The sequence below is a fragment of the Pseudomonas sp. 05L36 genome (genome assembly GCF_056398125.1).
This window is the reverse complement of sequence record NZ_JBFTOU010000005.1, coordinates 37,251-60,190: the sequence shown is the minus strand read 5'-3', so window position 1 is coordinate 60,190 and position 22,940 is coordinate 37,251. Positions and strand designations below refer to the sequence as shown.

The window sequence follows — 22,940 nt, the reverse complement described above, 5'->3', positions numbered from 1 at the left end:
CGCGCCAAGTGCTGCCGTTATTGCTGAATTTCGCGATCGCGGTCCAGTTCATAAGGCAGGTCGAGCAGCTGCAGGGACGGCCCTTCGAGCGCGCCCAGGTGGATGTCCCCACTGTCTGCTGCTTCGGCTTGCAACACCGCCAGGAGTTCAATGTTTTGCTCGGCGCGGGCAGCCAGCACCACTTCGCCGATGGAGCTGCCGTGGGATGGGGAAAACAGCGCGGTACCCGGTTCAGGCAACTCGCTGGCAGCCAGTTGCAGGCGATACAAGCGGCGCTTGAGTTTGCCCAGGTACTGCATGCGCGCGACGATTTCCTGCCCGGTGTAGCAACCTTTCTTGAAACTCACGCCACCGACCGCTTGCAGGTTGAGCATCTGCGGGATGAACAATTCGCGGGTGCCGGGCATGACCTGGCCGATCCCTGCGCGGACCTGGCCCAGCAGCCATTGATTCAGATCGCCTTCGCTCAGCACCGCCGATAGCTTGCCTTTGACCGCATCGGCTTGACTGGCGGCGACCCACAGCTCGGCGCGGTCAGGCGAGACACGGATGGCGATCAGCCCATCGTTGCGTACGACGCTGTCGGTTTCTGCCGGCAGGTCCAGCCCGAGGCTGGCCAGTACAGTATCGCCATGCTCAACGCCGAAGCGGACCCAGGCGGCACTTTCGTCGGTCAGTTTCGACTTGGAAAACACCGCGTATTTTTTCAGGTCCGCCAGTTGCGGTTCGAGCAATTCGGTGGCCATGGCCAAGACCACGCCGTCCTCTTCGAGCAGGATGCGGAAACTCGATTGCATCCGGCCTTTTTGCGTGCAGCGGGCACCGAGGCTGGCCCGGGAATCGCTCAGGTAGTTGAGGTTGCAGGTCAGTTGGCCTTGCAGGAATTTGCTGGCGTCCGCGCCGCGGACCGCGAGAACACCTTCATGAGAAAGGGTGCAGAAAAAAGCAGAATCGGCCATGGGTCATCGCAGGGTAAAGAGTCTGGTGGACATCATAAGGGGGCGCCTTGGAAATGGGTAGTTCACAAAGGATCATCGGCGCCCGACCAAAGCCGACTGTTCGATGGGGCGCGGGCCTGTATACTTGCGGCCTATTTGAGGAGCGCTCCATGGTCGAAGATGTTGAACTGAACCGCCTCTACTGGCACAGCCGCCGCGGCATGCTTGAGCTTGACGTGTTGCTGGTGCCGTTTGTGAAAGAGGTTTACCCGCACCTCAGCGAGGTTGATCGCGCCTGCTACGTCAGGTTGCTCGAATGCGAAGATCAGGACATGTTCGGCTGGTTCATGGAACGCAGCGAATCGGAAGATCCTGAGCTGCAACGCATGGTTCGCATGATCCTGGACCGTGTCCAGCCCAAGTAATTCGTTCGAATGCCGCTGGCATGCCTCACGGCAGTTGCTGGCGGCGTATCTTCTGGCCCAGCTGTTCGCGTTGGGTTCGTTGTTTTTACTGTCAATTCCGCTCTGGGCCAGCGCGCTCGGCGCCGTGCTGTGCGTGGCTCACGGAGTCTGGTTGTTACCTCGGCAAATCCTGCTGACCCACCCGCAGGCCTTTTGCGGCTTGCGCCGCGATGCCGATGGCTGGCAGTTGTGGAGTCGGGCCAAGGGTTGGCAGCCCGTGCAACTGAGACCGGACAGCCTGACGCTGCCGTTGGTGGTGGTACTGCGTTTCCGACTACGTGGTGAGCGCCGGGTCCGGGCCATTTGCGTGCCCCGGGATGCGCAGGCGGCGGATGTGCACCGACGCCTGCGGGTCCGGCTCAAGTTCAGCCGACGTAGGTGGGCGGCACCAGAATAGTGTCCAGCGCGACCGGCAGCAGGTTCGGGTAGTCGAGGGTGTAATGCAGGCCACGGCTTTCCTTGCGCTCCATGGCTGACAGAATCATCAGCTCGGCCACTTGAGCCAGGTTGCGCAGCTCGATCAAATCCCGGCTGACCTTGTAGTTACTGTAGAACTCGTCGATTTCATCCAGCAACAGTCGCACGCGGTGTTGCGCCCGTTGCAGACGCTTGTTGGTGCGCACGATGCCAACGTAGTCCCACATGAAGCGCCGCAATTCATCCCAGTTGTGCGCAATGATCACGTCTTCATCGGAATCGGTGACCTGGCTCGCATCCCAGGCGGGAAGGGGGACTGGCATCGGAATCCGGGGCAGCTGTTCAAGAATGTCCGCGGCCGCCGAGCGAGCATAAACGAAACATTCCAGCAGCGAGTTGCTGGCCATGCGGTTGGCGCCGTGCAGGCCGGTGAAACTGGTTTCGCCAATGGCATACAGACCCGGCACGTCGGTGCGGCCCTGTTGATCGACCATCACACCACCACAGGTGTAGTGCGCTGCCGGGACCACCGGAATCGGTTGCTTGGTGATGTCGATGGAAAATTCCAGGCAGCGTTCGTACACCGTCGGGAAGTGCGTCTTGATGAAGGCTTCGGGCTTGTGGCTGATGTCCAGATACACGCAATCGACACCCAAGCGCTTCATTTCATGGTCGATGGCCCGGGCGACGATGTCCCGTGGTGCCAACTCGGCCCGAGGATCGAAGCGCTGCATGAAGCGCTCACCGTTGGGCAACTTCAGGTGGGCACCTTCGCCTCGCAGGGCTTCAGTAACCAGGAAGCTCTTGGCTTGCGGGTGATACAGGCAAGTAGGGTGGAACTGGTTGAATTCCAGGTTCGCCACCCGGCAGCCCGAGCGCCAGGCCATGGCAATGCCATCGCCGCAGGCGCCGTCAGGGTTACTGGTGTAGAGGTAAACCTTGGCCGCACCACCGGAGGCGAGGATCACAAAGCGCGCGCCGTAGGTGTCGACTTCGCCTGTGCCGCGATTGAGCACATAGGCGCCGAGGCAGCGATCACCTTCCAGGCCCAGGCGTTTCTCGGTGATCAGGTCAACCGCCACCCGCTGTTCCAGCAGTTCGATGTTCGGCCGTTTCCTGGCCTGGTCGAGCAGGGTTGTGAAAATGGCTGCACCGGTGGCATCGGCGGCGTGGATGATGCGCCGATGGCTGTGACCGCCCTCGCGGGTCAGGTGGAACTCGAACCCGCCATCTTCGTTACCCGACTGTTCATCGCGGGTAAAGGGTACGCCCTGGTCGATCAGCCACTGAATGGCTTCCCTGCTGTGCTCGACAGTAAAGCGCACGGCGTCCTCATGGCACAGGCCGCCGCCGGCATTGAGCGTGTCATCGACATGGGATTCAACGGTATCGGTGTCATCCAGCACGGCCGCAACGCCGCCCTGGGCCCAGAAAGTCGAGCCATTGGCGAGGTTGCCCTTGCTCAGTACGGCAATGCGCAAATGACCGGGCAAGGTCAGCGCAAGGCTCAAGCCGGCAGCACCGCTGCCAATTACCAGAACATCGTGTTGAAACTGTTGGCTCATTTCAGGATTCCGCTCAAAGCGACCCGGGTCGGGGGTGGCGCAACTGGACTGTCGAGTCAAGGCAGCCGCACAGCCCACTAGTATATAGAGGGGGGGAGCGGCACAATACCCGAGCTGGCATGGCATTGTGAAACTACCGTGACGCAAAACATCGGTCGCTTCGTCGGATGTTTTTCTGCCCGTTGGGCGCGAGAATGACTGTATCGCCGATTTAACAGTCTTTTTCCCTTCACGGTTGCACAATGTCAGGTCGGCGCGGCTATAAATATTTGGAACTTTTGCCAAAGGGCCAAGATCAATAGACGGTTGCCTGAAACAAGGGACAGTGTCGGCTTCAGTGGAGGATCGCAGTGCGATCCTTGCCGAAGAATCCGATGACAAGATTATCCGCGCAGCCGGGTCAACTCGTGCTGCGCTTTTCGTGCGTGCCAAATCAGAGCCCGCAGGAAACTTGCCTGGAGGGGGAGAACTTTTGCGAAAAGCCCGAGTCTATGTTTGCAAGTCTGGTGGTTTACTTCTGCAAGCCTCCTCCGAGCTCATCGAGGAGTGTTCATGCTAACCCAGGAAGAGGATCAGCAACTGGTCGAGCGCGTTCAGCGCGGCGACAAGCGTGCTTTCGATCTGCTAGTGCTGAAATACCAGCACAAAATTCTCGGGTTGATCGTGCGTTTCGTGCACGACACCCATGAAGCCCAGGATGTGGCACAAGAAGCCTTTATCAAGGCATACCGTGCACTTGGAAATTTTCGCGGAGACAGCGCGTTTTATACGTGGCTTTACCGCATCGCCATCAACACGGCGAAAAACTATCTGGTTTCACGCGGCCGTCGGCCGCCGGATAGCGATGTCAGTTCCGAGGATGCAGAGTTCTACGATGGCGATCATGGCCTCAAGGATCTCGAGTCGCCAGAGCGGGCCTTGCTGCGGGATGAGATCGAAGGCACCGTCCATCGAACCATTCAGCAACTGCCGGAAGATTTGCGTACGGCTTTAACTTTACGTGAGTTTGATGGTCTGAGTTACGAGGACATTGCGAGCGTCATGCAATGTCCGGTAGGCACCGTGCGCTCCCGGATCTTCCGCGCCCGGGAGGCCATCGACAAAGCCCTGCAGCCGTTGTTGCAGGAAAACTAAAGACAGCGGCGACAGCCAAGAGAGGAACGCCATGAGTCGTGAAGCCCTGCAGGAATCGCTGTCCGCAGTGATGGATAACGAAGCGGACGAATTGGAATTGCGTCGGGTATTGAATGCCTGCGACGATGTTGAAACCCGTGAAACATGGGCTCGTTATCAGATCGCTCGGGCAGTGATGCACAAGGATCTGCTGCTCCCACGTCTGGACATCGCTGCGGCTGTTTCTGCTGCCCTGGCTGACGAAGCCGTACCGGCAAAACCTTCCCGTGGTCCATGGCGCAGCCTGGGTCGTCTGGCGGTCGCAGCTTCCGTGACCCTGGCGGTGCTGGCCGGTGTGCGTCTGTACAACCAGGATGAGATCGCCGGCGTCGAACTGGCCCAGCAATCCAATCAACCCGGACTGGCCGTTCCTCAAGTAAAAGGCCCTGCTGTTCTGGCAGGCTACAATGAGAGTTCGCAAGCTACCGGCCCAATGGCCAATGGCGTTTTGCAAGGTCAGCCAGGCTGGCACGACCAGCGTCTGCCAGGTTACTTGCGCCAACATGCACAACAGGCTGCACTGAAAGGCACTGAGAGCGCTCTGCCTTACGCTCGTGCCGCAAGTCTGGAAAACCGTTAAGGAGGATCATGCGCGCCATACCTCTACTTTCGCTTCTGTTCAGCGGCTGGTTCATTGTTCCAGCCCAAGCCGATGATGCCCAGGACTGGTTGAGCCGCCTGGGTCAGGCAGAGCAACAGCAAAGCTTTCAGGGTACTTTCGTCTACGAGCGTAACGGTAGTTTTTCTACCCATAACATCTGGCACCGCGTCCAGGATGGAAAGGTCCGCGAGCGATTGATCCAGCTCGACGGTTCCGCTCAGGAAGTCGTTCGCATTGATGGGCAAACTCAATGCGTCAGCGGCACACTGATAGCAGGGCTTGGGGACTCACCCAACTCCGCTGCCCGTGCACTCGATCCTCAGAAGCTCAAGAACTGGTATGACCTCGCCGTCATCGGCAAGTCGCGTGTCGCCGGGCGTTCGGCGGTGATCGTATCGCTGACACCCCGTGATCAACACCGCTACGGTTTTGAACTGCATCTGGATAAAGAAACCGGCCTGCCTCTGAAGTCTTTGCTATTGGACGACAAGGGGCGGTTGTTGGAGCGCTTCCAGTTCACACAACTGGATACCGCTGACGTTCCTTCCGAAAAAGACCTGCAGGCCAGTAATGATTGCAAGCCAGTCAATCTCGAAAGTGACAAGGCTTCTGCCGTCAAGTCTGCCCAGGTCTGGCGTTCCGACTGGTTGCCGCCCGGCTTCGAGTTGACCAGCAGCACCGCTCGCAAGGATCCGGAGACCAAAACCCAGGTCAATAGCCTGATGTATGACGACGGTCTGACGCGCTTTTCGGTATTCCTCGAGCCGTTGAATGGCGCAACAGTCACTGACACCCGCACTCAGTTGGGGCCCACCGTTGCCGTTTCCCGGCGCCTGGCCACGGCACAGGGCGACATGATGGTGACCGTCGTCGGCGAGATACCGGTCGGTACTGCTGAACGGATAGCGCTTTCGATGCGCACCGACGCCGCTGCAACCAAGCAGTGAGCTGAATTCGAAATGTTTCGTGAGCATTTCAATTTGCAAAAAACCCGTAAATTTCTTATAGGTCAGAGCCCCTCGGCTCTGGCCTTGTTTGTTGTTCCCGGAACAAAAATACCGGCGTATTGTTCCCGGTGTTCCTTGCTCCATATCGCTTAACCCTGCTCGTCGTAACGGGAGCCGTATGTCGATACCACGCTTGAAGTCTTACCTTTCCATTATTGCCACTGTGCTGGTGCTCGGTCAGGCGGTCACCGCCCAAGCGGTCGAGTTGCCTGACTTTACGCAATTGGTCGAACAGGCCTCGCCTGCAGTCGTGAACATCAGTACCACGCAAAAGCTGCCGGATCGCAAAGTCAGCCAACAAATGCCCGACCTCGAAGGCTTGCCGCCAATGTTGCGCGAATTCTTCGAACGGGGCATGCCGCCACAATCGCGCTCACCTCGCGACCGACAGCGCGAGGCAACGTCCCTGGGCTCGGGTTTCATCATCTCTACTGATGGTTATATCCTGACCAACAACCACGTGATCGCCGATGCTGACGAAATCCTCGTCCGCCTGGCTGATCGCAGCGAAATGAAAGCCAAGTTGATCGGTACTGATCCACGTTCCGACGTGGCGCTGCTGAAAATCGAAGGCAAGGATCTGCCAGTGCTCAAGCTCGGTAAATCCCAGGACCTGAAGGCTGGCCAATGGGTTGTCGCGATTGGTTCGCCATTCGGCTTTGACCACACGGTGACCCAGGGCATCGTCAGTGCCGTCGGTCGCAGTCTGCCGAACGAAAACTATGTACCGTTCATCCAGACCGACGTACCGATCAACCCGGGTAACTCGGGCGGCCCGCTGTTCAACCTGAACGGTGAGGTGGTCGGGATCAACTCGCAGATCTACACCCGCTCCGGTGGCTTCATGGGTGTGTCGTTTGCAATCCCGATCGACGTGGCCATGGATGTTTCCAATCAGCTGAAATCCGGTGGCAAGGTCAGCCGTGGCTGGCTGGGTGTCGTGATTCAGGAAGTGAGCAAGGACCTGGCCGAGTCGTTCGGTCTGGAGAAGCCGGCGGGTGCGTTGGTTGCTCAGATCCAGGATGATGGCCCGGCTGCCAAGGGTGGTCTGCAAGTCGGCGACGTGATCCTGAGCATGAACGGTCAGCCAATCGTTATGTCGGCCGACCTGCCGCACCTCGTTGGCGCATTGAAGGCTGGTGCAAAAGCCAATCTGGAAGTGATTCGTGACGGCAAGCGCAAGAATGTCGAGCTGACCGTCGGTGCAATTCCGGAAGAAGGCAAGGAGATGGGCGCCGAGCCAAAATCCAGCATCGAGCGCAGCAGCAATCGCCTCGGTGTTTCCGTGGTCGAGCTGACTGACGACCAGAAGAAAACCTACGACCTCAAAGGTGGTGTGGTGATCAAGGAAGTGCAGGACGGTCCTGCCGCTCTGATCGGCTTGCAGCCGGGTGATGTGATCACCCACCTGAACAACCAGGCCATCGGTTCCACCAAGGAGTTCGCGGACATCGCCAAGGCGCTGCCAAAGAACCGCTCGGTGTCGATGCGGGTACTGCGTCAGGGGCGAGCGAGCTTCATCACCTTCAAACTGGCGGAATAACCCGGTTGTTGGTTGAATAAAAAACCGCCTCGAAAGAGGCGGTTTTTTTGTGTCCGGACTTTTTGTCTCCGAGGGCGTCAGCCCATCATGTCCTTGATCATGCGCTCTTGTTCCATCAGCTCACGTTGCCGTGCGTCGATCCGCGAAGACAGCGGGAAGTTCGTGCCGGCCTTGCGTTTGGCGAAGTCCAGTTGCTGAATGGCCTGTTTGTAGTCCCCGACCAGCGCAAAATACTCGGCACGAGCCTGATGCAGGCCGATGATATTGCCCGACAGGCCGCGCGTCTCGGCAACCTGATACCACACGTCCGGATCATCCGGACGGGACTTGAGCAGGCCTTCGAGGGCTTTCTCCGCATCGGCAGTACGGTTCTGCTTGAGCAGCAGGTCGACTCGCACTTGGTTCAGCGGGTAGTTGCCAGAGTATTGGCCCATCAACCGGTCAACCCGGGACTGGGCATCCGCCAGGCGATTGTTGGTGATATCCAGATCGACCTGAGCCAGGTTGTAGATGATTTCGTTGGGTGACTTGGCCAGCAACTGCTTGAGGTTTTCCCGTGCTTCGTTCAGTTGGCCGCCCTTGATCTGGGCGATCGCCAAGCCGTAGCGTGCTACGTCGTTTTTCGGGTTCTCGTCGAGCTGGGCGCGGAAGCGCTTGGCACCGAGCCCCGGGGTTTCTTCATAGATCAGTTGGACGCGTGCGCGGATCAGTTGATAGCGCATGCTGTCTTCGATACCTCCCTTTGGAAACTGTTCGGCGCGGTTGCGGGTGTCGGCGATACGCGATTCGGTGACCGGGTGAGTCAGCAGAAATTCCGGTGGCTTGGCATCGTAGCGGTACTGACGCCCCAGGCGCTCGAACATACTGGGCATCGAGCGGGGATCGTAACCGGCCTTTTCCAGATTGAGGATGCCGATACGGTCGGCTTCCTGCTCGTTCTGCCGGGAGAATCGCCGCTGTTCCTGGATGGCTGCGGCCTGTGTGCCGGCAATGGCTGCAATCCCGGCGTTACCGCCACCTGCGGCTGCCACCACGATACCCGCCAGCAATGCAGCCATCATGGGTACTTGCATGCGTTGCTGCGCTTCGACGCCCCGGGCAAAGTGGCGTTGCGACAAGTGAGCCAGTTCGTGCGCCAGTACCGAAGCGTATTCGCCTTCGGTCTGGGCGTAGAGGAACAAGCCACCGTTCACCCCGACGATCCCGCCCGGCGCGGCAAAGGCGTTGAGCTGCGGGCTGTTGATCAGGATGAACTCCAGGCGCCGGTCAGTGACCTGGCTGGTCTCCAACAGTTGGTAGACGCTGGATTCCACGTAATTCTTGAGTTGCGGATCGTTGAGCTGTGAAACCTGACTGCGCAACATGGCCAGCCAGGCGCGGCCGAGCTGGTATTCCTGTTGCGGTGAGACAATGGCAGAACTGGCGTCGCCGAGTGACGGCAGGTCGTCGGCGAAGCCCGGTGAGGCGAGCAGGCAAGCGAGCGTCAGCAGGGTAGGGCGCAAAAATGTCATGCACAAAGCCTTAGTCGACAAAGATCTTACTGTAGCCGGACACCGGCGTTGCGACCAGATATTCTAGGCAACTCAACCACCTGACCCGGAGTGATGCAATGACCGACGCTGTAGAGCATGACGTTGAACTGGACGCCAGTGGCCTGAATTGCCCGTTGCCGTTGCTCAAGGCCAAGATGGAGCTCAACCGGCTGGCCAGTGGTGCGGTGCTCAAGGTCATCGCCACCGATGCAGGTTCGCAGCGCGACTTTCGCACCTTTGCGCGATTGGCCGGTCATACCCTGCTTCGTGAAGAAGATGACGCGGGTGTTTACCGCTACTGGTTGAAAAAAGCCTGAAATCGGCTGCGTTTGCTCCTAAGGATTATTGATGTTCAAAGTGTTACGCGACTGGATTCAGCGCTATTTTTCCGATGAAGAAGCGGTGGTGCTGGCTGTCCTGCTGTTTCTGGCGTTCACCGTCGTGCTGACCCTGGGCGGTATGCTGGCGCCGGTGCTCGCGGGCATGGTGCTGGCGTATCTGATGCAGGGGCTGGTGGTGACCCTCGAGCGCCTGCGGGTGCCGGGTTGGGTCGCGGTGGGGCTGGTCTTTGCGTTATTCATGGGGTTGTTGCTGGTATTCATCGTGGTGGTCGTGCCGTTGCTCTGGCACCAACTGATCACGTTGTTCAACGAGTTGCCCGGCATGCTTGCCAAGTGGCAGTCGCTGTTGCTGCTGCTGCCCGAACGCTATCCGCATCTGGTATCCGATGAGCAAGTGCTGCGGGCCATCGAAGTGGCGCGGGGCGAAATCGGCAAGTTTGGTCAGTGGGCGCTTACGTTCTCGCTATCGAGCCTGCCATTGCTGGTGAACATCATGATCTATCTGGTGCTGGTGCCGATCCTGGTGTTTTTCTTCCTCAAGGATCGGGCCATGATCGGCCAATGGGTGCGCGGTTACCTGCCCCGTGAACGGGCGTTGATCACCCGGGTCGCCCATGAAATGAACCGGCAGATCGCCAATTACATTCGCGGCAAGGTCATCGAAATCTTCATTTGCGGTGGCGTGACCTACATCGCCTTCGTTGTTCTTGAGCTCAACTACGCGGCGCTGCTGGCACTGCTGGTGGGGATTTCGGTGGTGGTGCCTTACGTCGGCGCCGTGGTGGTGACCGTGCCCGTGTTTCTGATTGCGCTGTTCCAGTGGGGCTGGAGCGATCAGTTCATATACTTGATGGCGGTCTACGGGATCATTCAGACGCTGGACGGCAACGTGCTGGTGCCATTGCTGTTCTCGGAGGCGGTCAACCTGCACCCGGTGGCGATCATCTGCGCAGTGCTGCTGTTTGGCGGGTTGTGGGGCTTCTGGGGGGTATTCTTTGCAATTCCCCTGGCGACGCTGTTCAAGGCAGTGCTGGATGCCTGGCCGCGCAAGGAGCCGGAGGTGGCGCCATTGCTTTAGATTGTAAAAAGATCGCAGCCTGCGGCAGCTCCTACAGAGAAATGCGTAATCCTGTAGGAGCTGCCGCAGGCTTCGATCTTTTAAAGGTCAGGCTTTATTCAGGTCTTGAGCGGCAGCCAGCACCGCATCAACATGCCCCGGCACCTTCACGCCGCGCCATTCCTGACGCAACACGCCTTTGGCGTCGATCAGGAAGGTGCTGCGATCCACGCCCATGTATTCCTTGCCGTAGAGCTTTTTCAGCTTGATCACGTCGAACAGCTGGCAGATGGCTTCGTCCTTGTCGCTGATCAGCTCAAAGGGGAATTCCTGCTTGCATTTGAAGTTCTCGTGGGATTTCAGGCTGTCGCGAGACACACCGAACACTTCGGTATTGGCGGCCTTGAACGCTGCATACTGATCACGAAAGCCTTGCCCCTCGGTCGTGCAACCCGGCGTGCTGTCCTTGGGGTAGAAGTAGATCACCACCTGCTTGCCTTTCAGGCCAGCGAGGCTGACGGTGTGCCCGCTGGTGGCGGGGGCTTGGAAATCGGCAACCGGTTGGTCGATGGCAACGGCCATGAAAGCTTCCTTACATTGGGTTCTGTGGGCGCCAGGGTTCGATCAGGGCATCGAGGTTCAGCGCGTCGGCAAAATCCAGGAACTGATCGCGCAGCCAGCTGATTTGCACGCCGGCCGGCAAGGTCACGGTAAACGTGGCGTTGAGCATGGTGCCGCCGGTCTGCGGAGCCTGGTAGGTGTCGCAGGTCAGGTTTTCCAGCTCGACATTGTGGTCCATGAAGAACTGGCACAGCTCGTTGATGATGTCCGAGCGGTAGGCCGAGCTGACATAGGCGACGTACGGCAGGGCCTGGGGGCGATTTTCCAGGGCCGCGCTACGCACCACGTTGACCGTGAACGCATGCCGCTTGGCCAACACTGGCAGGCTGCCTTCCAGGCGTGCCAGGGCATCCCAGCTACCGGAGATTTCCAGTACCAGCGCACTGCATTCGCCATGGCGGGTCAGGCGAGAGGTGACAACGGCGCAGCGGTTTTCATGGCTGGCGCGGCACAGGACGTTGGTCAGCTCCATGGGGTTGGCGCCGAGGGCACTGATAACAAGGAATTGTTCGCGAACTGTGGGGGTGGACATGCAGCATTCCTAAAGCGATGAGCGGTCGATACGTCAAAGGGCTGATTTACCGGGAGCGAGCCTGCGGATGCGAACTCAGAAAGCCCCAAGTGACAGGTTGCGACATGCTCCGGCAGGGCGGGAGCGAGGCGTGGCAACGCTGGATCAGGGCTTGTGATGCCGAAAATGGAGGCTGAAACCCGACGGACGAGCTTGTCTGTACCGATCAAAGTCTGAAGGGTAGCGAAAACCGGCGCCAAGGGGAATGGCGGCAGCACAGTACTTCGCTTGTGCAAGCATCTTGGCGCCAGTACCATTACGGCTCTCTTTTTCCGGCAGGAGCGGTTTCATGATTGCGGGCAGTATGGTGGCACTGGTCACACCCATGGATGCACAGGGGCGTCTTGACTGGGACAGCCTCAGCAAACTCGTGGACTTCCACCTTGAAAACGGCACCCATGCCATTGTCGCCGTCGGCACCACCGGCGAATCGGCAACCCTCGACGTCAACGAGCACATCGCAGTCATCCGCGCTGTGGTCAAACAGGTCAATGGCCGCATTCCGGTGATCGCCGGCACCGGCGCCAATTCGACCCGCGAAGCTGTCGAATTGACCCGTAACGCCAAGGAAGCCGGCGCCGATGCCTGCCTGCTGGTAGTGCCGTACTACAACAAGCCGACCCAGGAAGGCCTGTACCTGCACTTCAAGCACATCGCCGAATCGGTCGACATTCCGCAGATTCTCTATAACGTTCCCGGCCGCACCTCCTGCGACATGCAGGCCGAAACCGTGATCCGCCTGTCCACCGTGCCGAACATCATCGGTATCAAGGAAGCGACCGGCGACCTCAAGCGCGCCAAGGCCATCCTCGACGGCGTGAACAAGGACTTCATCGTCCTTTCCGGCGATGATCCGACCGCGGTCGAGCTGATCCTGATGGGCGGCAAGGGCAACATCTCCGTCACTGCCAACGTCGCTCCGCGTGAAATGGCCGATCTGTGCGAGGCCGCCCTCAAGGGGGATGCCGAGACTGCCCGGGCAATCAACGAAAAACTGATGCCGCTGCACAAGGACCTGTTCATCGAAGCCAACCCGATTCCGGTGAAGTGGGCTTTGGTTGAAATGGGCCTGATGCACGAAGGCATTCGCCTGCCGTTGACCTGGCTGAGCGCACCTTGTCACGAAACGCTGCGCAAGGCCCTGCGCCAGTGCGGCGTCCTGGTTTAATTGAGGAAGTACAACGCATGAAGCGAATGGCCGGACTTTCCGCACTTGCCTTGATTATCTCCAGCACCAGTGGCTGTGGATGGATCTGGGGCCCGGAAGGTTATTTCCGTGACCGTGGTAGCGATTACCTGGAAGCGCAACAGACTGCACCGATGCAAATACCGCAGGATGTCCGTACCGCCAAGCGTCTGGATCCGCTGTTGCCGATCCCGCGCAACGTGGCCGATGACACCGCCAAGGGCGAATACGTTGTTCCTCGTCCTCAGCCGCTGACGGCGGGTGCCGACGCCAGTGCCTACTCCCTGCAGAAGAGCGGCGGCTCCAGCTCCATCCTGGCTCAGAACCCGCCGGCCGAAGTCTGGCCTGTGGCCGTTCAGTTCTTCCAGGACAATGGCTTCCGTCTGGATGAACAGCGTCCGCAAACCGGCGAATTCTCAACGACCTGGCAGCATTCCGACGAACTGTCCGCCGCCATGGGCAAACGCCTGAGCGCGGCCGGCGTCAGCACGGACAGCGAAACCCGCGTGCGGGTGCGCATCGAGCCGGGTGTGCAGCGCAACACCAGTGAAGTCTATGTGGTCAGCGCCGAGCGTCCTGCCGGCAGCACCGCTGACGTGGCCTTCACCAACCGTTCGGTCAACACTGGCCTGGACGCGGCACTGGTCGACGATATGCTCTCGAGCATGAGCCGTATCTCGGAGAAGGGCGGTTCGGTTTCCATGTTGGCTTCACGTGATTTCGACGCGCCTAGCCGTGTCAGCCTGAGTGAAGACGGCAGCGGCAACCCTGTGCTCAACGTCGGTACCGACCTGGATCGTGCCTGGTCGAGCGTCGGTCGTGCGCTGGAACAAGGCGAATGGCGTGTTGAAGACATCAACCGCAGCCTGGGCCTGTACTACATCAACCTGGCCGAAAAAGCCGAGAAGAAAGACGACAAGCCAGGCTTCTTCAGCAGCCTGTTCGGCAGTGCGCCGAGCAAGGAAGAGCTGGATGCCCGCGCCGAGCGTTATCAGGTTCGCCTGAGCAAGGTTGGCGAGAACGTCCAGGTCACCGTCGAGAAAAACATCAACACCGTGGCGCCGCCAGATGTAGCGCGTAAAGTGTTGAGCAAGATTCAGGACAACCTGGGCTGATCCTATGCGTTTTGCCGTTCTCGGCAGCGGTAGTCAAGGGAACGGCACGCTGATAGCCAGCGCTGATACGTATGTATTGGTGGATTGTGGTTTTTCCCTGCGGGAAACCGAAAAACGCCTGCTGCGCCTGGGTGTGAACCCTGCGCAGCTGAGTGCGATACTCGTGACCCACGAACATGCCGACCACGTGCATGGCGTGGGTTTGCTGTCTCGGCGCTACAATCTGCCTGTCTACCTCAGTCGCGGGACGTTGCGCGGGATGCGCAAACCGATTGAACCCGCAGGCTTTCTGGCTGGCGGCGAACAGCTGCAAATCGGCGACTTGAGCATCGGTGTCATTGCCGTGGCCCACGATGCACAAGAACCGACGCAATATGTCTTCAGTGACGGTGAGCGGCGCTTCGGCCTGTTGACCGACCTGGGGTCGTATTGCGACAGGGTGCTGGACGGCTATCGGAACCTCGATGCGTTGATGATCGAGTCCAATCACTGCCGTGACATGCTGGCTCGTGGTCATTACCCGTACTTTCTCAAGCAACGGGTAGGCGGTGAATTGGGACATTTGAATAACCACCAGGCGGCATTCCTGGTGGCCGAGCTGGGCTGGAAAGACCTGCAACACCTGGTCCTGGCCCATCTGAGCAGCAAGAACAACCTGCCGCAGCTGGCCCGGCAATGTTTTGTCGACACCCTCGGGTGCGACCCGGACTGGCTGCAACTGGCCGATCAAGATTCAGGGCTCGACTGGCGACACATCGCCTAGCCCATCTACTTAGCAAGCGGAGCCCATCATGGAAAAACGTGAAGAACTCTACCGCGGCAAAGCCAAATCGGTTTACAAGACCGACGACGCTAACCGTCTGATCCTGCTGTTTCGCAACGACACCTCGGCGTTCGACGGCAAGCGCATCGAACAGCTCGACCGCAAAGGCATGGTGAACAACAAGTTCAACGCCTTCATCATGCAGAAGCTTGAAGCTGCTGGCGTGCCGACCCAATTCGACAAGCTGCTGGGCGACAACGAATGCCTGGTGAAGAAGCTCGACATGATCCCGGTCGAGTGCGTCGTGCGTAACTACGCCGCTGGCAGCCTGGTCAAGCGTCTGGGTGTCGAAGAGGGCATGAAGCTCAACCCTTACACCTTCGAGCTGTTCCTGAAGGACGATGCCAAGGGCGACCCGTTCATCAACGAATCCCACGTCGTGGCTTTCGGTTGGGGGACCGCCGAACAGCTGGTTCGCATGAAAGAGCTGTCGCTCAAGGTCAACGAAGTCCTGAGCAAACTGTTCGACGACGCCGGCCTGCTGCTGGTCGACTTCAAACTGGAATTCGGCGTGTTCCACGATGGCTCCATCGTGCTGGGCGACGAATTCAGCCCGGACGGCTGCCGTCTGTGGGACAAGGCGACCGGCAAGAAAATGGACAAGGACCGCTTCCGTCAGGGCCTCGGTGACGTCATCGAAGCCTACGAAGAAGTCGCCAATCGTCTGGGCGTACCGCTTTAACCGACGCAAGCATCTGAAAGCACAGAAATATTTCGCTTAGGGGGTTCGCTTCCGGCGAAAGTGTTGTTATGATGCGCGCCGTTGGAGAGATGCCAGAGTGGCCGAATGGGACGGATTCGAAATCCGTTGTACCTTCACCGGTACCTAGGGTTCGAATCCCTATCTCTCCGCCATTATTGAATACGTCTAAGCCCCTGTAATCATTGATGATTACAGGGGCTTTTTCGTTTCTAACGTTTTAGTTAGGGCATATTTAGGGCATTTAATCTGGCATTAGGGCCGGTGGACGCCGCTGTATGCCGCCCGATTTCTCCCTGTTGTCGATTGTTTCTTTCTGGGTTTCATCTAGCATGATGGCGGCCTGGTACGACTGTGCCGGATCTGGGCGTTGTTCACTGGACTGAAATCTGGAGAAAGGAAATGCCAACCGTAATCGAAAAACTGACCATCGCAATGCTTTGCGATCTTCATAAAAAGCTGGCAGTTGAAAGCCGGTTCGATCTAGACCTGGTAACCCAGGCTGTCGATGATGATGATATGTGGGTCTTGGGATGGGCCTACTCAAATACATTCCCTGAAATTGACACGCCGCCAGAGGTCATTTTCGTAGGAAATGTTTTTGATATGTTCTCTTTTCTTGAAAGAGGATATGAAGCGTTGTCCCCGGATGGTAAGGCGAAGGTTGATGCGTCAAGTGATCACGTTGCTGCGTGGTTAACCTTCTCGGGATACGACGGCAACAATGAAGGTAGGTATAGGGGGATTGCTGAGACAATGGTTAATCGCCTGGATCGTTATACTCGTTTCAAAGATGTCGCGAATAAAAACTCTCACTGCCCAATGGTTGGTGCTTACACCCGCATGTACGCTACATTCGAGCCGATTCGTGAAACGTTGATCATGCGCGAGATGAGCGCTGCCGAAATTATTCAGGTTGTGAGCGAGGCTGTTCATCCCGACAACCGTTAATACCGACTTATTTACTTGGGGAGGCATACTCCCCAAGTATCAGTCTTGGCGAAACCCCAACATCTTCGACACGATACCCGCCATGCTCTTGGTGTCCTTCGGTATCCATCTCCCGTAATGCTTTCTTACCATCGTTGTATCGGCATGACCGAGTTGCCGGGCGACCCATTCGACCGGGACATAGCTCGACAGCATCTGGCTGGCGAAGGTATGACGACACTGATTCGCCCCGCGGTGGCGAACCTCTGCCTTTTTCAGATGGGCGGTAAACCAGTTGCTCAACGTCTTGCCGCTCCAGAGCAAGCCACTGGTGGAGCTGCGGAATAGGAACCTGACGTTCATCTTCTTGGACGTGATGTTGTCGCGCTGGATAACCGTGATCTCTTCGGCTATTGCTTCCTTAGCGGCGCCAACAATCTCCCGCATCAGTTCGAGGGCGGGGTCTATCAGCTCGACGACTCTCACCCTGGAGCGTTCTTTGGGGACCTTGAATTCGCCGATAACCAGTGCTCGTCGTACGTGCACTAGTCCAGCCTCAAGGTCGATATCCTCTACAGCAAGCGCGATGAGCTCGGATAGCGACAGTCCTGCCCAGCAGTTGAACTCAATCATCCGGGTGTCAGGTCGCCGATCGGGATCCGCTTTGCCGATCAACTCGATCTCGGTGCGACTGAACGGATCGGCATGCTCCAGGTCGACGTCCGATCCGACGTTGCTGATCCTGTCGAGTGGGTTGGCTTTCAGGATGCCGTCGCCGAAGGCGTCAGCCCAGACGCCTCGGACGATGGTGAAGATGTCGTTCACCGTCTTCGGGGCCAAGCCTTGCTTGAGCAGTTGCGCCTGAAACAGCTCAATATCGCTTTTGCTGATGTCGACGATCCGCCGTTTGCCGAACTTGTTGTCGACGTGCACAGACTTGCTCACGTAGTTGACCACGGTGCTCGACGCTTTGAGTGCGCGCTGAACCTCCAACCATCGGTCTATACCTTCCTTCACGGTGCGCTTGAGTGACGGACCGCCGGTCCCTGTGAACATGGCGGCACGGGGTGAATTTGGAAAGTGAGCCGCGTAATCGAAGCGGCCCTCTTTGATTTCGGCGAGGATGGTGCGGCGCTTATTGTCGGCATAGGCGATCGCAGCCTTATTTACTTTCGAGATCCCTTCAAGAGGCTCCCGGCACCGTTGGCCGTTGAAGATGAACCAGATGCGCAGCTGCTTGCCGTTCATCTCAACGCCTGTCGGCATCTTGTCGATCATGGTTTCCCTTCCATCCAGCGTTCAATGGCTACGCGGTTGTAGACGATTACGTTGGCCGGGTCATAGCGCCAGTGCTTGCCTTCAAGCCAAAGCCCCCGGGTGCGGTATTTGCGAACAGCTTCGGTACTCAGGCCGAAAACCGGGTACAGCAGGTCTTGGCGGAACCAGGCGCCGGGTGTGATGTGGAAGTCGAGTTTCTCTGCTGCGCTCATTGTGGTTGCTCCCCTGCGCGCCTTGCGATGCCTTCGGCCTGACGCTGCTTGCTGCATTTTTTGTGGTTGCCGTGTGCTCGCGACTTGTTGCACTTGTCGCAGATCGTGCTCAGGTCGAGGGGCGACATTTGCCCACGGCGAATTCGGACAGTTCGGCGAAGTGCAATCATGCGGCAACCTCGGGCGCAGACGGCTTCAGGAGGTCCGCCATGGCTAATGCTTTCTCGCGCAGTAGCCGTGAGTCCCGTTCCAGTTTCTTGCCGGTTTTAAACGCACTGAAGGTCTCAGCTGCGATACGCAGTTGTTCGGCGATCTCCAGCAGAATTAGATGGTGCTCTTCGCAAAGAACGGTACTGTCCCTGAGCTTTTTGCAATGCTGTGCAAGCCGCTGGTGATCGGCTCGAACGAACTGCAGGGAAGCTTCAAGTTCGCGGATGATTTTGGCGCTGTCGGCGCGCTGATTGCTGACGCCTTCGTCGATTCCTTCGATGCGGCCATCAAACAGGCCACCTCTATAGCCGGTCCAATAGATGAGGCTGGCCGCGATGATGAGGCTAACCAATACGCAAATCTGAATTGCTGTCATGTGCTGTGTACCTCGGTAGAGCCCACCGCCAGGATGCTTGGTGAGAGGCCGGCGGCGGGACGTTGCTTCGTGAGTTGATTGGTTATGCGTTGAAGGTGCCCAGGGTCAGGGTTGCGGCGCCGCCTACTTCTTTGGCGAGTGTCGTTTTGAATTCCTGGGCGATTTCTTCTACCTGCTGTTCTTCGCCTGCCCAGCGGAGTTTGAGGGTTGGTTTGTCATCGCCGGTCATGATGCTGAGCTTCAGGGTGAACACACGGAGACCCAGACCTTCGTACGGGACCAGTTCAAAGAACAGCGCTTCGATACGGCTCTCGGCGCTGGCGGCTTCGATGCTATCCATTGCGCTGCGGGAGGCGCCGAAGTTGTGTTCGCTGCTGGTGGCCGAGCTGCGGGCTTCGATGGTGATGTTGCGCACGCTGGCGATGGCTGCACTGATGGGCATGGTGCCACCACCTTCCTTGCTTGCGACAAGGCTGAGGTGCCAGTCTTCGATCCACTCTGCCAGGTCGCGCTGGCTGAGTTTCTTACCGGCGATTTGCTGGAGTGCTTTGTAGGCTGCGGTCGGCTTGAGCTTCAGTGTTGCCACGTCATCCGCATGACCCGGAGCAGTGTCATCGCCGAGGTTGAAAAAGATCTTGCAGCTCATGTCGTCCTGATCGACGAAACCTTTGGCGGTAGGGCCGGTGCGCGAGATCGTGTACTCAGCAAAGTCGCGCAAGCTACTGGTGTGCAGCGCACCGCGGAAACGGGAGCGCAGCGCCTGGTACTTTTCAAGGTTATGGATTTGAACGTTGTCCGGCAGCGCGGTTACAGGAATGAGCGTTGCGGGAAGGGCGCTGGCGGCGTGTGCTTGGGCGACGATCAGTTCGAGTGTGTCTTTAGCGAGTGGCATTGATGCTTCCTTTTTGGTGAGAGGACTTTGGTGCGGCGTCTTGGTGATGCTTTTAGCGAGGGACTACTGGGGTGTCTTCGCTCTTGAAGAGCTGCGAAGTCGGGTCGTTCTGGAACAGGGTCAGCCCTTGAGGAGTGAGGTACAGCGGAGTGTCCAGTGTTGAGTCTTCACGCAACTTGCCGCGTTTGGTGGGCTGGGCGAAGTCCAGGGTATGGCTGATTGCGACCTGATTGCTCTGGCCGATCTGCTTCATCTTCAGCGTGATTTTCACTTCGCCCGCTTTGCCATAGTCGATGACCCCGGCGGCGACGTTTGAAAGGGCTTGGCCAATTTGCTGGGCGAAGACGCCTGCATTGAGCGAGTTAAAGAAGTCGTTCGTGTCCGTGGCTTTCATGTGCTGTGCCTTCTTGAGTACGAGTTGTTTGCCCCTGGACGGCAGGGACCACCGTGAATCAGGCTGCTTGCTTCGCTGCTTGCGCGTCGAGAAAGTCAGCCAGGTCGTGCAGGTACACCACCCGCTGCGCGCGAGCGGACCCGTGTAGCCGATTCACAACCAGCGCAATTCGGCCGGCTTTGATCTCGGCCAGCAGGTAGCGATCGGTGCGGATGTGCGAGAAGTAGTGCTCGCGAACGGCTGCGAGTGTCGGGCACGGTGTCGCGAACTGGCGCCGAAGTTGGTCGAGGGTGTTGCTCATGCCGCGTCCTCCCCGAACCCCTCCGATGGGGGCAGCAACTTGAGGCGGATCAGTTCGGCGAGGCCTTCTTTGCTTTTGCCCATTGCTGCTGCGCAGATGTTGCCGCGTTGGTCGGCGACGACGGCGCCGTAGGGGTACTCCGGCGATTTAGTCGGCGTGACGTAAGCGATTTGCCCCTCGCCAATGATTGCGTCGACACAGCGAAATACCTCAGCCAGCTCAGCGCTGACTGGTGGCAGCGACTCCAAAAGCTGTACCGCTTCGGCTGACGCGCCTATTAGTGTGGCGCGGCTGATGACGGTCGGATGGTTGAGAAACATCGGAACCAGCTTCAGTGCGCCGATGGCTTGGGTAATGGCGTTCTGGCTCATGCTGCGGCGTCCTTGTGCGTAATGGTGATGTTCAGTTTCTTGGCGACCCACTCAACGCCTGCTTCTTTCACCATCACCACCGCGTAGTGGCGGTGCTGCTTGATGGCAGGGACCCAGGTACTGCGTGGGTCGGAGAACAGGTAACCGCGATCGCGGTGTTTGCAGGCGAGCTCGCCGTTGTTGGTGAGGATTCCCAGCTCCCGCAACCTGGTGCGGAAGGCGCGGGGCTTGAGGCCGAGTACGGCTGCCGTTTCGTCCAGGGTGCGATTCATGGCGCGGTCCTCAGGCTGCGGCGTTGTCAGGGCGGGCCGTCAGAGCGCCGAAGAACTCGTCGAGCTGTCCAAAAAGGTCGGCGAGCGCGCCTTCGTTGTGCAGCACTAGGTCGTTGTCCTGAATGCCGATGCCCGTTTCGCTGACGTGTGGATTGACCTCTGTCGCGTCAGGTCGAAGGACGTGGATCACGATGCCGCCACGCTTGCGGACAAAGTCGGCTTCGTTCTCAAAACGCAGATCACTGATGACGAAACCGGTCGCGGTGTCGTGCGCTTGGCCTAGGAATTCGAGGTTCTGTTCGGCCAGTAGCAGCCATAGCTCTGGGTGGACCATGTTGCGGCCCCATTCGGTGCCCATGGACTGCATCAGCTCGCGAGCTGAGCGACCGAGCCAGCCGATGGGCTGCTCTTTGCGATCGTCGTCAAAGTCGCACGGACTCAGGTTGAAGATGTTCATCAGACCTTCGCGGAGCGGGTCTGCGAATGCGTAGGTCTGGAAGCCGTGAACGTTGGCCAGGTGATTGGCGGCAGTGGATTTGCCGGTGCGTGCGCGGCCGGCGAGCCCGATCAATAGTTGCTTCATGCTGCGTCACCTCCCCATGGGGAAGTGTCGGTGCTAGCGATGAGCTGTGCTGCAGCCTTGCTGCGTACATTGGTGATGACGAGCAGGCCAGTCGTTTGCTGAATGGCGATTACGGCTGCGCGGCTGGTCGCTGCTGCCGGGTGTAGATAAACAGGGCAGCGGGTGTTGATGTGCTGTGTGGTTTGCATGGCTCGTACTCTTTGGTGAGAGGTAGATACGAGACCAAAATTAGCAATAGCTAAATAAACATGCAATAGCAGATGCTAATTTAATTTTCATTGGCGAAAAAAAACCCGCACATGGCGGGTTCTTTGTTGCTCGGGGCGGTTACAGCAATACGGAATACCAGAAGACTTTCCCGATCACAATGATCTCGTTTTTGAGCAACTCGGTCGCGCTGTACTCTTCGTCGGGATGTTCTTCCCGGTTATAGCTGCGCATCCTGATGCCTCCACCAGGTAACCGGTACAGAGTTTTAACTCGCAACTGCCCGCCATGATTCAGCGCGTACATTTTACCGTCAGTAATGGCTGTGCACCCCTGATCAACTCCTACGGTGCTGCCGTGAGGGAGAACAGGCTCCATGCTGTTGCCGTTAACAGTGACGCAAACTGCTTCATTTGCTTGGACGTTTTGTCGCCTCAGGGTCATTTTGCCGAATCGAAGTTTTTGCTTGTGCGACTGATGTACAGCGGTTCTGCCGCTCCCAGCAGACAATTCAACTTCCTTAAGAAACGGCACGTAGACCTCGTCATCATCCAAGGGGGTATCGTCGTCCCAAACATCAATGGGGCCGAGATACTCGGCATTGCTTTGGACGATTTCATTCTCTGGCTTTTGCGGCGCTCCGGATGTGGTAGAGCGCATCGAGACGGAGGGCACCGTTAGCGTGCCTTCAGCAAGGCCAATTTTCGCTTCAAGATTCGCAGCCGCTTTTTCGCCAAGCGATCTATGCCCGTTGAGCAATTGCGACAGGTATGAGGCATCTAGGTTGTATAGGTCGGCAAACTCTTTCTGGGTTTTTTCGCCCATCAAGTCGCGCAGCACCTGAATTCGCATCTTCTTTATATCCATTCCCCAATCATCGCTTTCCGTTAGCAAACAGTAAATTACACTTTGCTATTGCTGAAAGCATTAGCAGTTGCTAATCTCGGCATTCAGAAGGAGGTGCATATGACCTTGCACGAGTATTTGAAGAGTCTTGATAAGGCCGCGCTGGATGCATTCGCGGGCCGTTGCGGTACGTCAGTAGGCCAGTTGAAGCAGGTCGCTTACAGTAACCGCCGAGCCGGCGCTGCTTTGGCGGTGGGCATTGAGCGAGAGTCGGCTGGATCAGTCACTTGCGAGCAACTTCGTGCAGACATTGACTGGGCTTACCTTCGCGGTTCCAAAGCTGCTTAAAAGGTGCCGGGCTGGGGCCTCTCACCAAAGATCCCCCAGCCCAGCTACGACGACACACAGCACATG

The 22,940-nt window shown here is 58.1% G+C and carries 30 protein-coding genes and 1 tRNA gene; 15 read left to right on the top strand and 16 right to left on the bottom strand.

Going from position 1 to position 22,940, the window contains the following annotated elements; translation table 11 throughout:
• Positions 1-17: 17 nt before the first annotated feature.
• Positions 18-959 carry a CAF17-like 4Fe-4S cluster assembly/insertion protein YgfZ gene (gene ygfZ / locus AC1DKH_RS07355; protein WP_477797842.1) on the bottom strand — a complete coding sequence of 314 codons (942 nt, stop codon included), beginning with the start codon at positions 957-959 and terminating at the stop codon, positions 18-20.
• 149 nt (positions 960-1,108) lie between these two features.
• Between ygfZ and AC1DKH_RS07350 the strand changes: the two genes are divergently transcribed.
• Positions 1,109-1,363 (top strand): FAD assembly factor SdhE, encoded by a 255-nt coding sequence (locus AC1DKH_RS07350; protein WP_477755591.1) that lies wholly within the window; start codon positions 1,109-1,111, stop codon positions 1,361-1,363.
• A complete protein-coding gene (locus tag AC1DKH_RS07345) occupies positions 1,347-1,799 on the top strand; it encodes a protein YgfX (protein ID WP_477797841.1) in 453 nt (150 codons plus the stop codon). Before AC1DKH_RS07350 ends, AC1DKH_RS07345 begins: the two co-directional genes overlap by 17 nt.
• On the opposite strand, the gene nadB is transcribed toward AC1DKH_RS07345, so the two are convergent.
• Positions 1,768-3,384 carry an L-aspartate oxidase gene (gene nadB / locus AC1DKH_RS07340; protein ID WP_477765118.1) on the bottom strand — a complete coding sequence of 539 codons (1,617 nt, stop codon included), beginning with the start codon at positions 3,382-3,384 and terminating at the stop codon, positions 1,768-1,770. The two genes, AC1DKH_RS07345 and nadB, sit on opposite strands and share 32 nt — an antisense overlap.
• A gap of 552 nt (positions 3,385-3,936) precedes the next feature.
• Here nadB and rpoE point away from each other — a divergent pair.
• The 4 genes from rpoE to AC1DKH_RS07320 all read left to right on the top strand — a co-directional run bounded on the left by rpoE (position 3,937) and on the right by AC1DKH_RS07320 (position 7,708).
• Positions 3,937-4,518 carry an RNA polymerase sigma factor RpoE/AlgU gene (gene rpoE / locus AC1DKH_RS07335; RefSeq protein ID WP_003172477.1) on the top strand — a complete coding sequence of 194 codons (582 nt, stop codon included), beginning with the start codon at positions 3,937-3,939 and terminating at the stop codon, positions 4,516-4,518.
• A gap of 31 nt (positions 4,519-4,549) precedes the next feature.
• Complete coding sequence (locus AC1DKH_RS07330; protein WP_477756735.1) at positions 4,550-5,137, top strand: sigma-E factor negative regulatory protein; 588 nt, start codon at positions 4,550-4,552, stop codon at positions 5,135-5,137.
• A gap of 8 nt (positions 5,138-5,145) precedes the next feature.
• Complete coding sequence (locus AC1DKH_RS07325) at positions 5,146-6,105, top strand: MucB/RseB C-terminal domain-containing protein (RefSeq protein WP_477797840.1); 960 nt, start codon at positions 5,146-5,148, stop codon at positions 6,103-6,105.
• 178 nt (positions 6,106-6,283) lie between these two features.
• On the top strand, positions 6,284-7,708 hold the full coding sequence (locus AC1DKH_RS07320; protein ID WP_477760580.1) for a DegQ family serine endoprotease: 1,425 nt from the start codon (positions 6,284-6,286) through the stop codon (positions 7,706-7,708).
• A gap of 77 nt (positions 7,709-7,785) precedes the next feature.
• Here AC1DKH_RS07320 and AC1DKH_RS07315 read toward each other — a convergent pair whose 3' ends face one another.
• Positions 7,786-9,219 carry a M48 family metalloprotease gene (locus AC1DKH_RS07315; RefSeq protein WP_477760865.1) on the bottom strand — a complete coding sequence of 478 codons (1,434 nt, stop codon included), beginning with the start codon at positions 9,217-9,219 and terminating at the stop codon, positions 7,786-7,788.
• Between the two features lie 98 nt (positions 9,220-9,317).
• Between AC1DKH_RS07315 and AC1DKH_RS07310 the strand changes: the two genes are divergently transcribed.
• Both AC1DKH_RS07310 and AC1DKH_RS07305 read left to right on the top strand, forming a co-directional pair.
• On the top strand, positions 9,318-9,557 hold the full coding sequence (locus tag AC1DKH_RS07310; RefSeq protein WP_007996208.1) for a sulfurtransferase TusA family protein: 240 nt from the start codon (positions 9,318-9,320) through the stop codon (positions 9,555-9,557).
• A 31-nt stretch (positions 9,558-9,588) separates the two neighbouring features.
• A complete protein-coding gene (locus AC1DKH_RS07305; RefSeq protein WP_150756240.1) occupies positions 9,589-10,659 on the top strand; it encodes an AI-2E family transporter in 1,071 nt (356 codons plus the stop codon).
• 87 nt (positions 10,660-10,746) lie between these two features.
• Here AC1DKH_RS07305 and AC1DKH_RS07300 read toward each other — a convergent pair whose 3' ends face one another.
• A complete protein-coding gene (locus AC1DKH_RS07300; protein WP_477760864.1) occupies positions 10,747-11,220 on the bottom strand; it encodes a peroxiredoxin in 474 nt (157 codons plus the stop codon).
• 10 nt (positions 11,221-11,230) lie between these two features.
• The gene (locus AC1DKH_RS07295; protein WP_007979776.1) at positions 11,231-11,791 is read right to left on the bottom strand and encodes a glycine cleavage system transcriptional repressor; all 561 of its coding nucleotides are present in this window, start codon (positions 11,789-11,791) and stop codon (positions 11,231-11,233) included.
• A 328-nt stretch (positions 11,792-12,119) separates the two neighbouring features.
• Between AC1DKH_RS07295 and dapA the strand changes: the two genes are divergently transcribed.
• The 6 genes from dapA (at position 12,120) to AC1DKH_RS07265 (ending at position 16,605) form a co-directional block, all read left to right on the top strand.
• Positions 12,120-12,998, top strand: a complete 879-nt coding sequence (dapA, locus tag AC1DKH_RS07290; RefSeq protein WP_477765123.1) for a 4-hydroxy-tetrahydrodipicolinate synthase — start codon at positions 12,120-12,122, stop codon at positions 12,996-12,998.
• A gap of 17 nt (positions 12,999-13,015) precedes the next feature.
• A complete protein-coding gene (bamC, locus tag AC1DKH_RS07285; protein ID WP_477765124.1) occupies positions 13,016-14,131 on the top strand; it encodes an outer membrane protein assembly factor BamC in 1,116 nt (371 codons plus the stop codon).
• Between the two features lie 4 nt (positions 14,132-14,135).
• Complete coding sequence (locus AC1DKH_RS07280; protein ID WP_477797839.1) at positions 14,136-14,894, top strand: MBL fold metallo-hydrolase; 759 nt, start codon at positions 14,136-14,138, stop codon at positions 14,892-14,894.
• Positions 14,895-14,922: 28 nt separating this feature from the next.
• A complete protein-coding gene (gene purC, locus AC1DKH_RS07275) occupies positions 14,923-15,636 on the top strand; it encodes a phosphoribosylaminoimidazolesuccinocarboxamide synthase (RefSeq protein WP_007944067.1) in 714 nt (237 codons plus the stop codon).
• Between the two features lie 83 nt (positions 15,637-15,719).
• Positions 15,720-15,809: transfer RNA gene (locus AC1DKH_RS07270), tRNA-Ser, on the top strand.
• A gap of 247 nt (positions 15,810-16,056) precedes the next feature.
• On the top strand, positions 16,057-16,605 hold the full coding sequence (locus AC1DKH_RS07265; RefSeq protein WP_477797838.1) for a YfbU family protein: 549 nt from the start codon (positions 16,057-16,059) through the stop codon (positions 16,603-16,605).
• 39 nt (positions 16,606-16,644) lie between these two features.
• On the opposite strand, the gene AC1DKH_RS07260 is transcribed toward AC1DKH_RS07265, so the two are convergent.
• The 11 genes from AC1DKH_RS07260 to AC1DKH_RS07210 form a co-directional block, all read right to left on the bottom strand.
• Positions 16,645-17,862 (bottom strand): Arm DNA-binding domain-containing protein, encoded by a 1,218-nt coding sequence (locus AC1DKH_RS07260; protein WP_477797837.1) that lies wholly within the window; start codon positions 17,860-17,862, stop codon positions 16,645-16,647.
• Positions 17,859-18,074, bottom strand: a complete 216-nt coding sequence (gene xisR / locus AC1DKH_RS07255) for an excisionase family protein (RefSeq protein ID WP_477797836.1) — start codon at positions 18,072-18,074, stop codon at positions 17,859-17,861. The genes AC1DKH_RS07260 and xisR overlap by 4 nt, the downstream gene beginning before the upstream one ends.
• A gap of 166 nt (positions 18,075-18,240) precedes the next feature.
• On the bottom strand, positions 18,241-18,660 hold the full coding sequence (locus AC1DKH_RS07250; RefSeq protein WP_477797835.1) for a hypothetical protein: 420 nt from the start codon (positions 18,658-18,660) through the stop codon (positions 18,241-18,243).
• A gap of 82 nt (positions 18,661-18,742) precedes the next feature.
• Positions 18,743-19,552: a DUF2303 family protein gene (locus tag AC1DKH_RS07245; protein WP_477797834.1), complete on the bottom strand. Its 810-nt coding sequence runs from the start codon at positions 19,550-19,552 to the stop codon at positions 18,743-18,745.
• 52 nt (positions 19,553-19,604) lie between these two features.
• Entirely contained in the window at positions 19,605-19,946 is a 342-nt protein-coding gene (locus AC1DKH_RS07240) for a hypothetical protein (protein ID WP_008048880.1), read from the bottom strand.
• A gap of 58 nt (positions 19,947-20,004) precedes the next feature.
• Positions 20,005-20,247, bottom strand: a complete 243-nt coding sequence (locus AC1DKH_RS07235) for a pyocin activator PrtN family protein (protein ID WP_008048881.1) — start codon at positions 20,245-20,247, stop codon at positions 20,005-20,007.
• Complete coding sequence (locus AC1DKH_RS07230) at positions 20,244-20,618, bottom strand: hypothetical protein (RefSeq protein ID WP_477797833.1); 375 nt, start codon at positions 20,616-20,618, stop codon at positions 20,244-20,246. Before AC1DKH_RS07230 ends, AC1DKH_RS07235 begins: the two co-directional genes overlap by 4 nt.
• Positions 20,615-20,890 carry a hypothetical protein gene (locus tag AC1DKH_RS07225; protein WP_477797832.1) on the bottom strand — a complete coding sequence of 92 codons (276 nt, stop codon included), beginning with the start codon at positions 20,888-20,890 and terminating at the stop codon, positions 20,615-20,617. The genes AC1DKH_RS07230 and AC1DKH_RS07225 overlap by 4 nt, the downstream gene beginning before the upstream one ends.
• 10 nt (positions 20,891-20,900) lie before the next feature.
• Positions 20,901-21,473, bottom strand: a complete 573-nt coding sequence (locus tag AC1DKH_RS07220; RefSeq protein ID WP_477797831.1) for a deoxynucleotide monophosphate kinase family protein — start codon at positions 21,471-21,473, stop codon at positions 20,901-20,903.
• Positions 21,470-21,661 carry a hypothetical protein gene (locus AC1DKH_RS07215; RefSeq protein WP_477797830.1) on the bottom strand — a complete coding sequence of 64 codons (192 nt, stop codon included), beginning with the start codon at positions 21,659-21,661 and terminating at the stop codon, positions 21,470-21,472. The genes AC1DKH_RS07220 and AC1DKH_RS07215 overlap by 4 nt, the downstream gene beginning before the upstream one ends.
• Positions 21,662-21,800: 139 nt before the next feature.
• Positions 21,801-22,547 carry a S24 family peptidase gene (locus AC1DKH_RS07210; RefSeq protein WP_477797829.1) on the bottom strand — a complete coding sequence of 249 codons (747 nt, stop codon included), beginning with the start codon at positions 22,545-22,547 and terminating at the stop codon, positions 21,801-21,803.
• Between the two features lie 99 nt (positions 22,548-22,646).
• Between AC1DKH_RS07210 and AC1DKH_RS07205 the strand changes: the two genes are divergently transcribed.
• Entirely contained in the window at positions 22,647-22,874 is a 228-nt protein-coding gene (locus tag AC1DKH_RS07205) for a YdaS family helix-turn-helix protein (RefSeq protein WP_477797828.1), read from the top strand.
• Positions 22,875-22,940 lie beyond the last annotated feature (66 nt).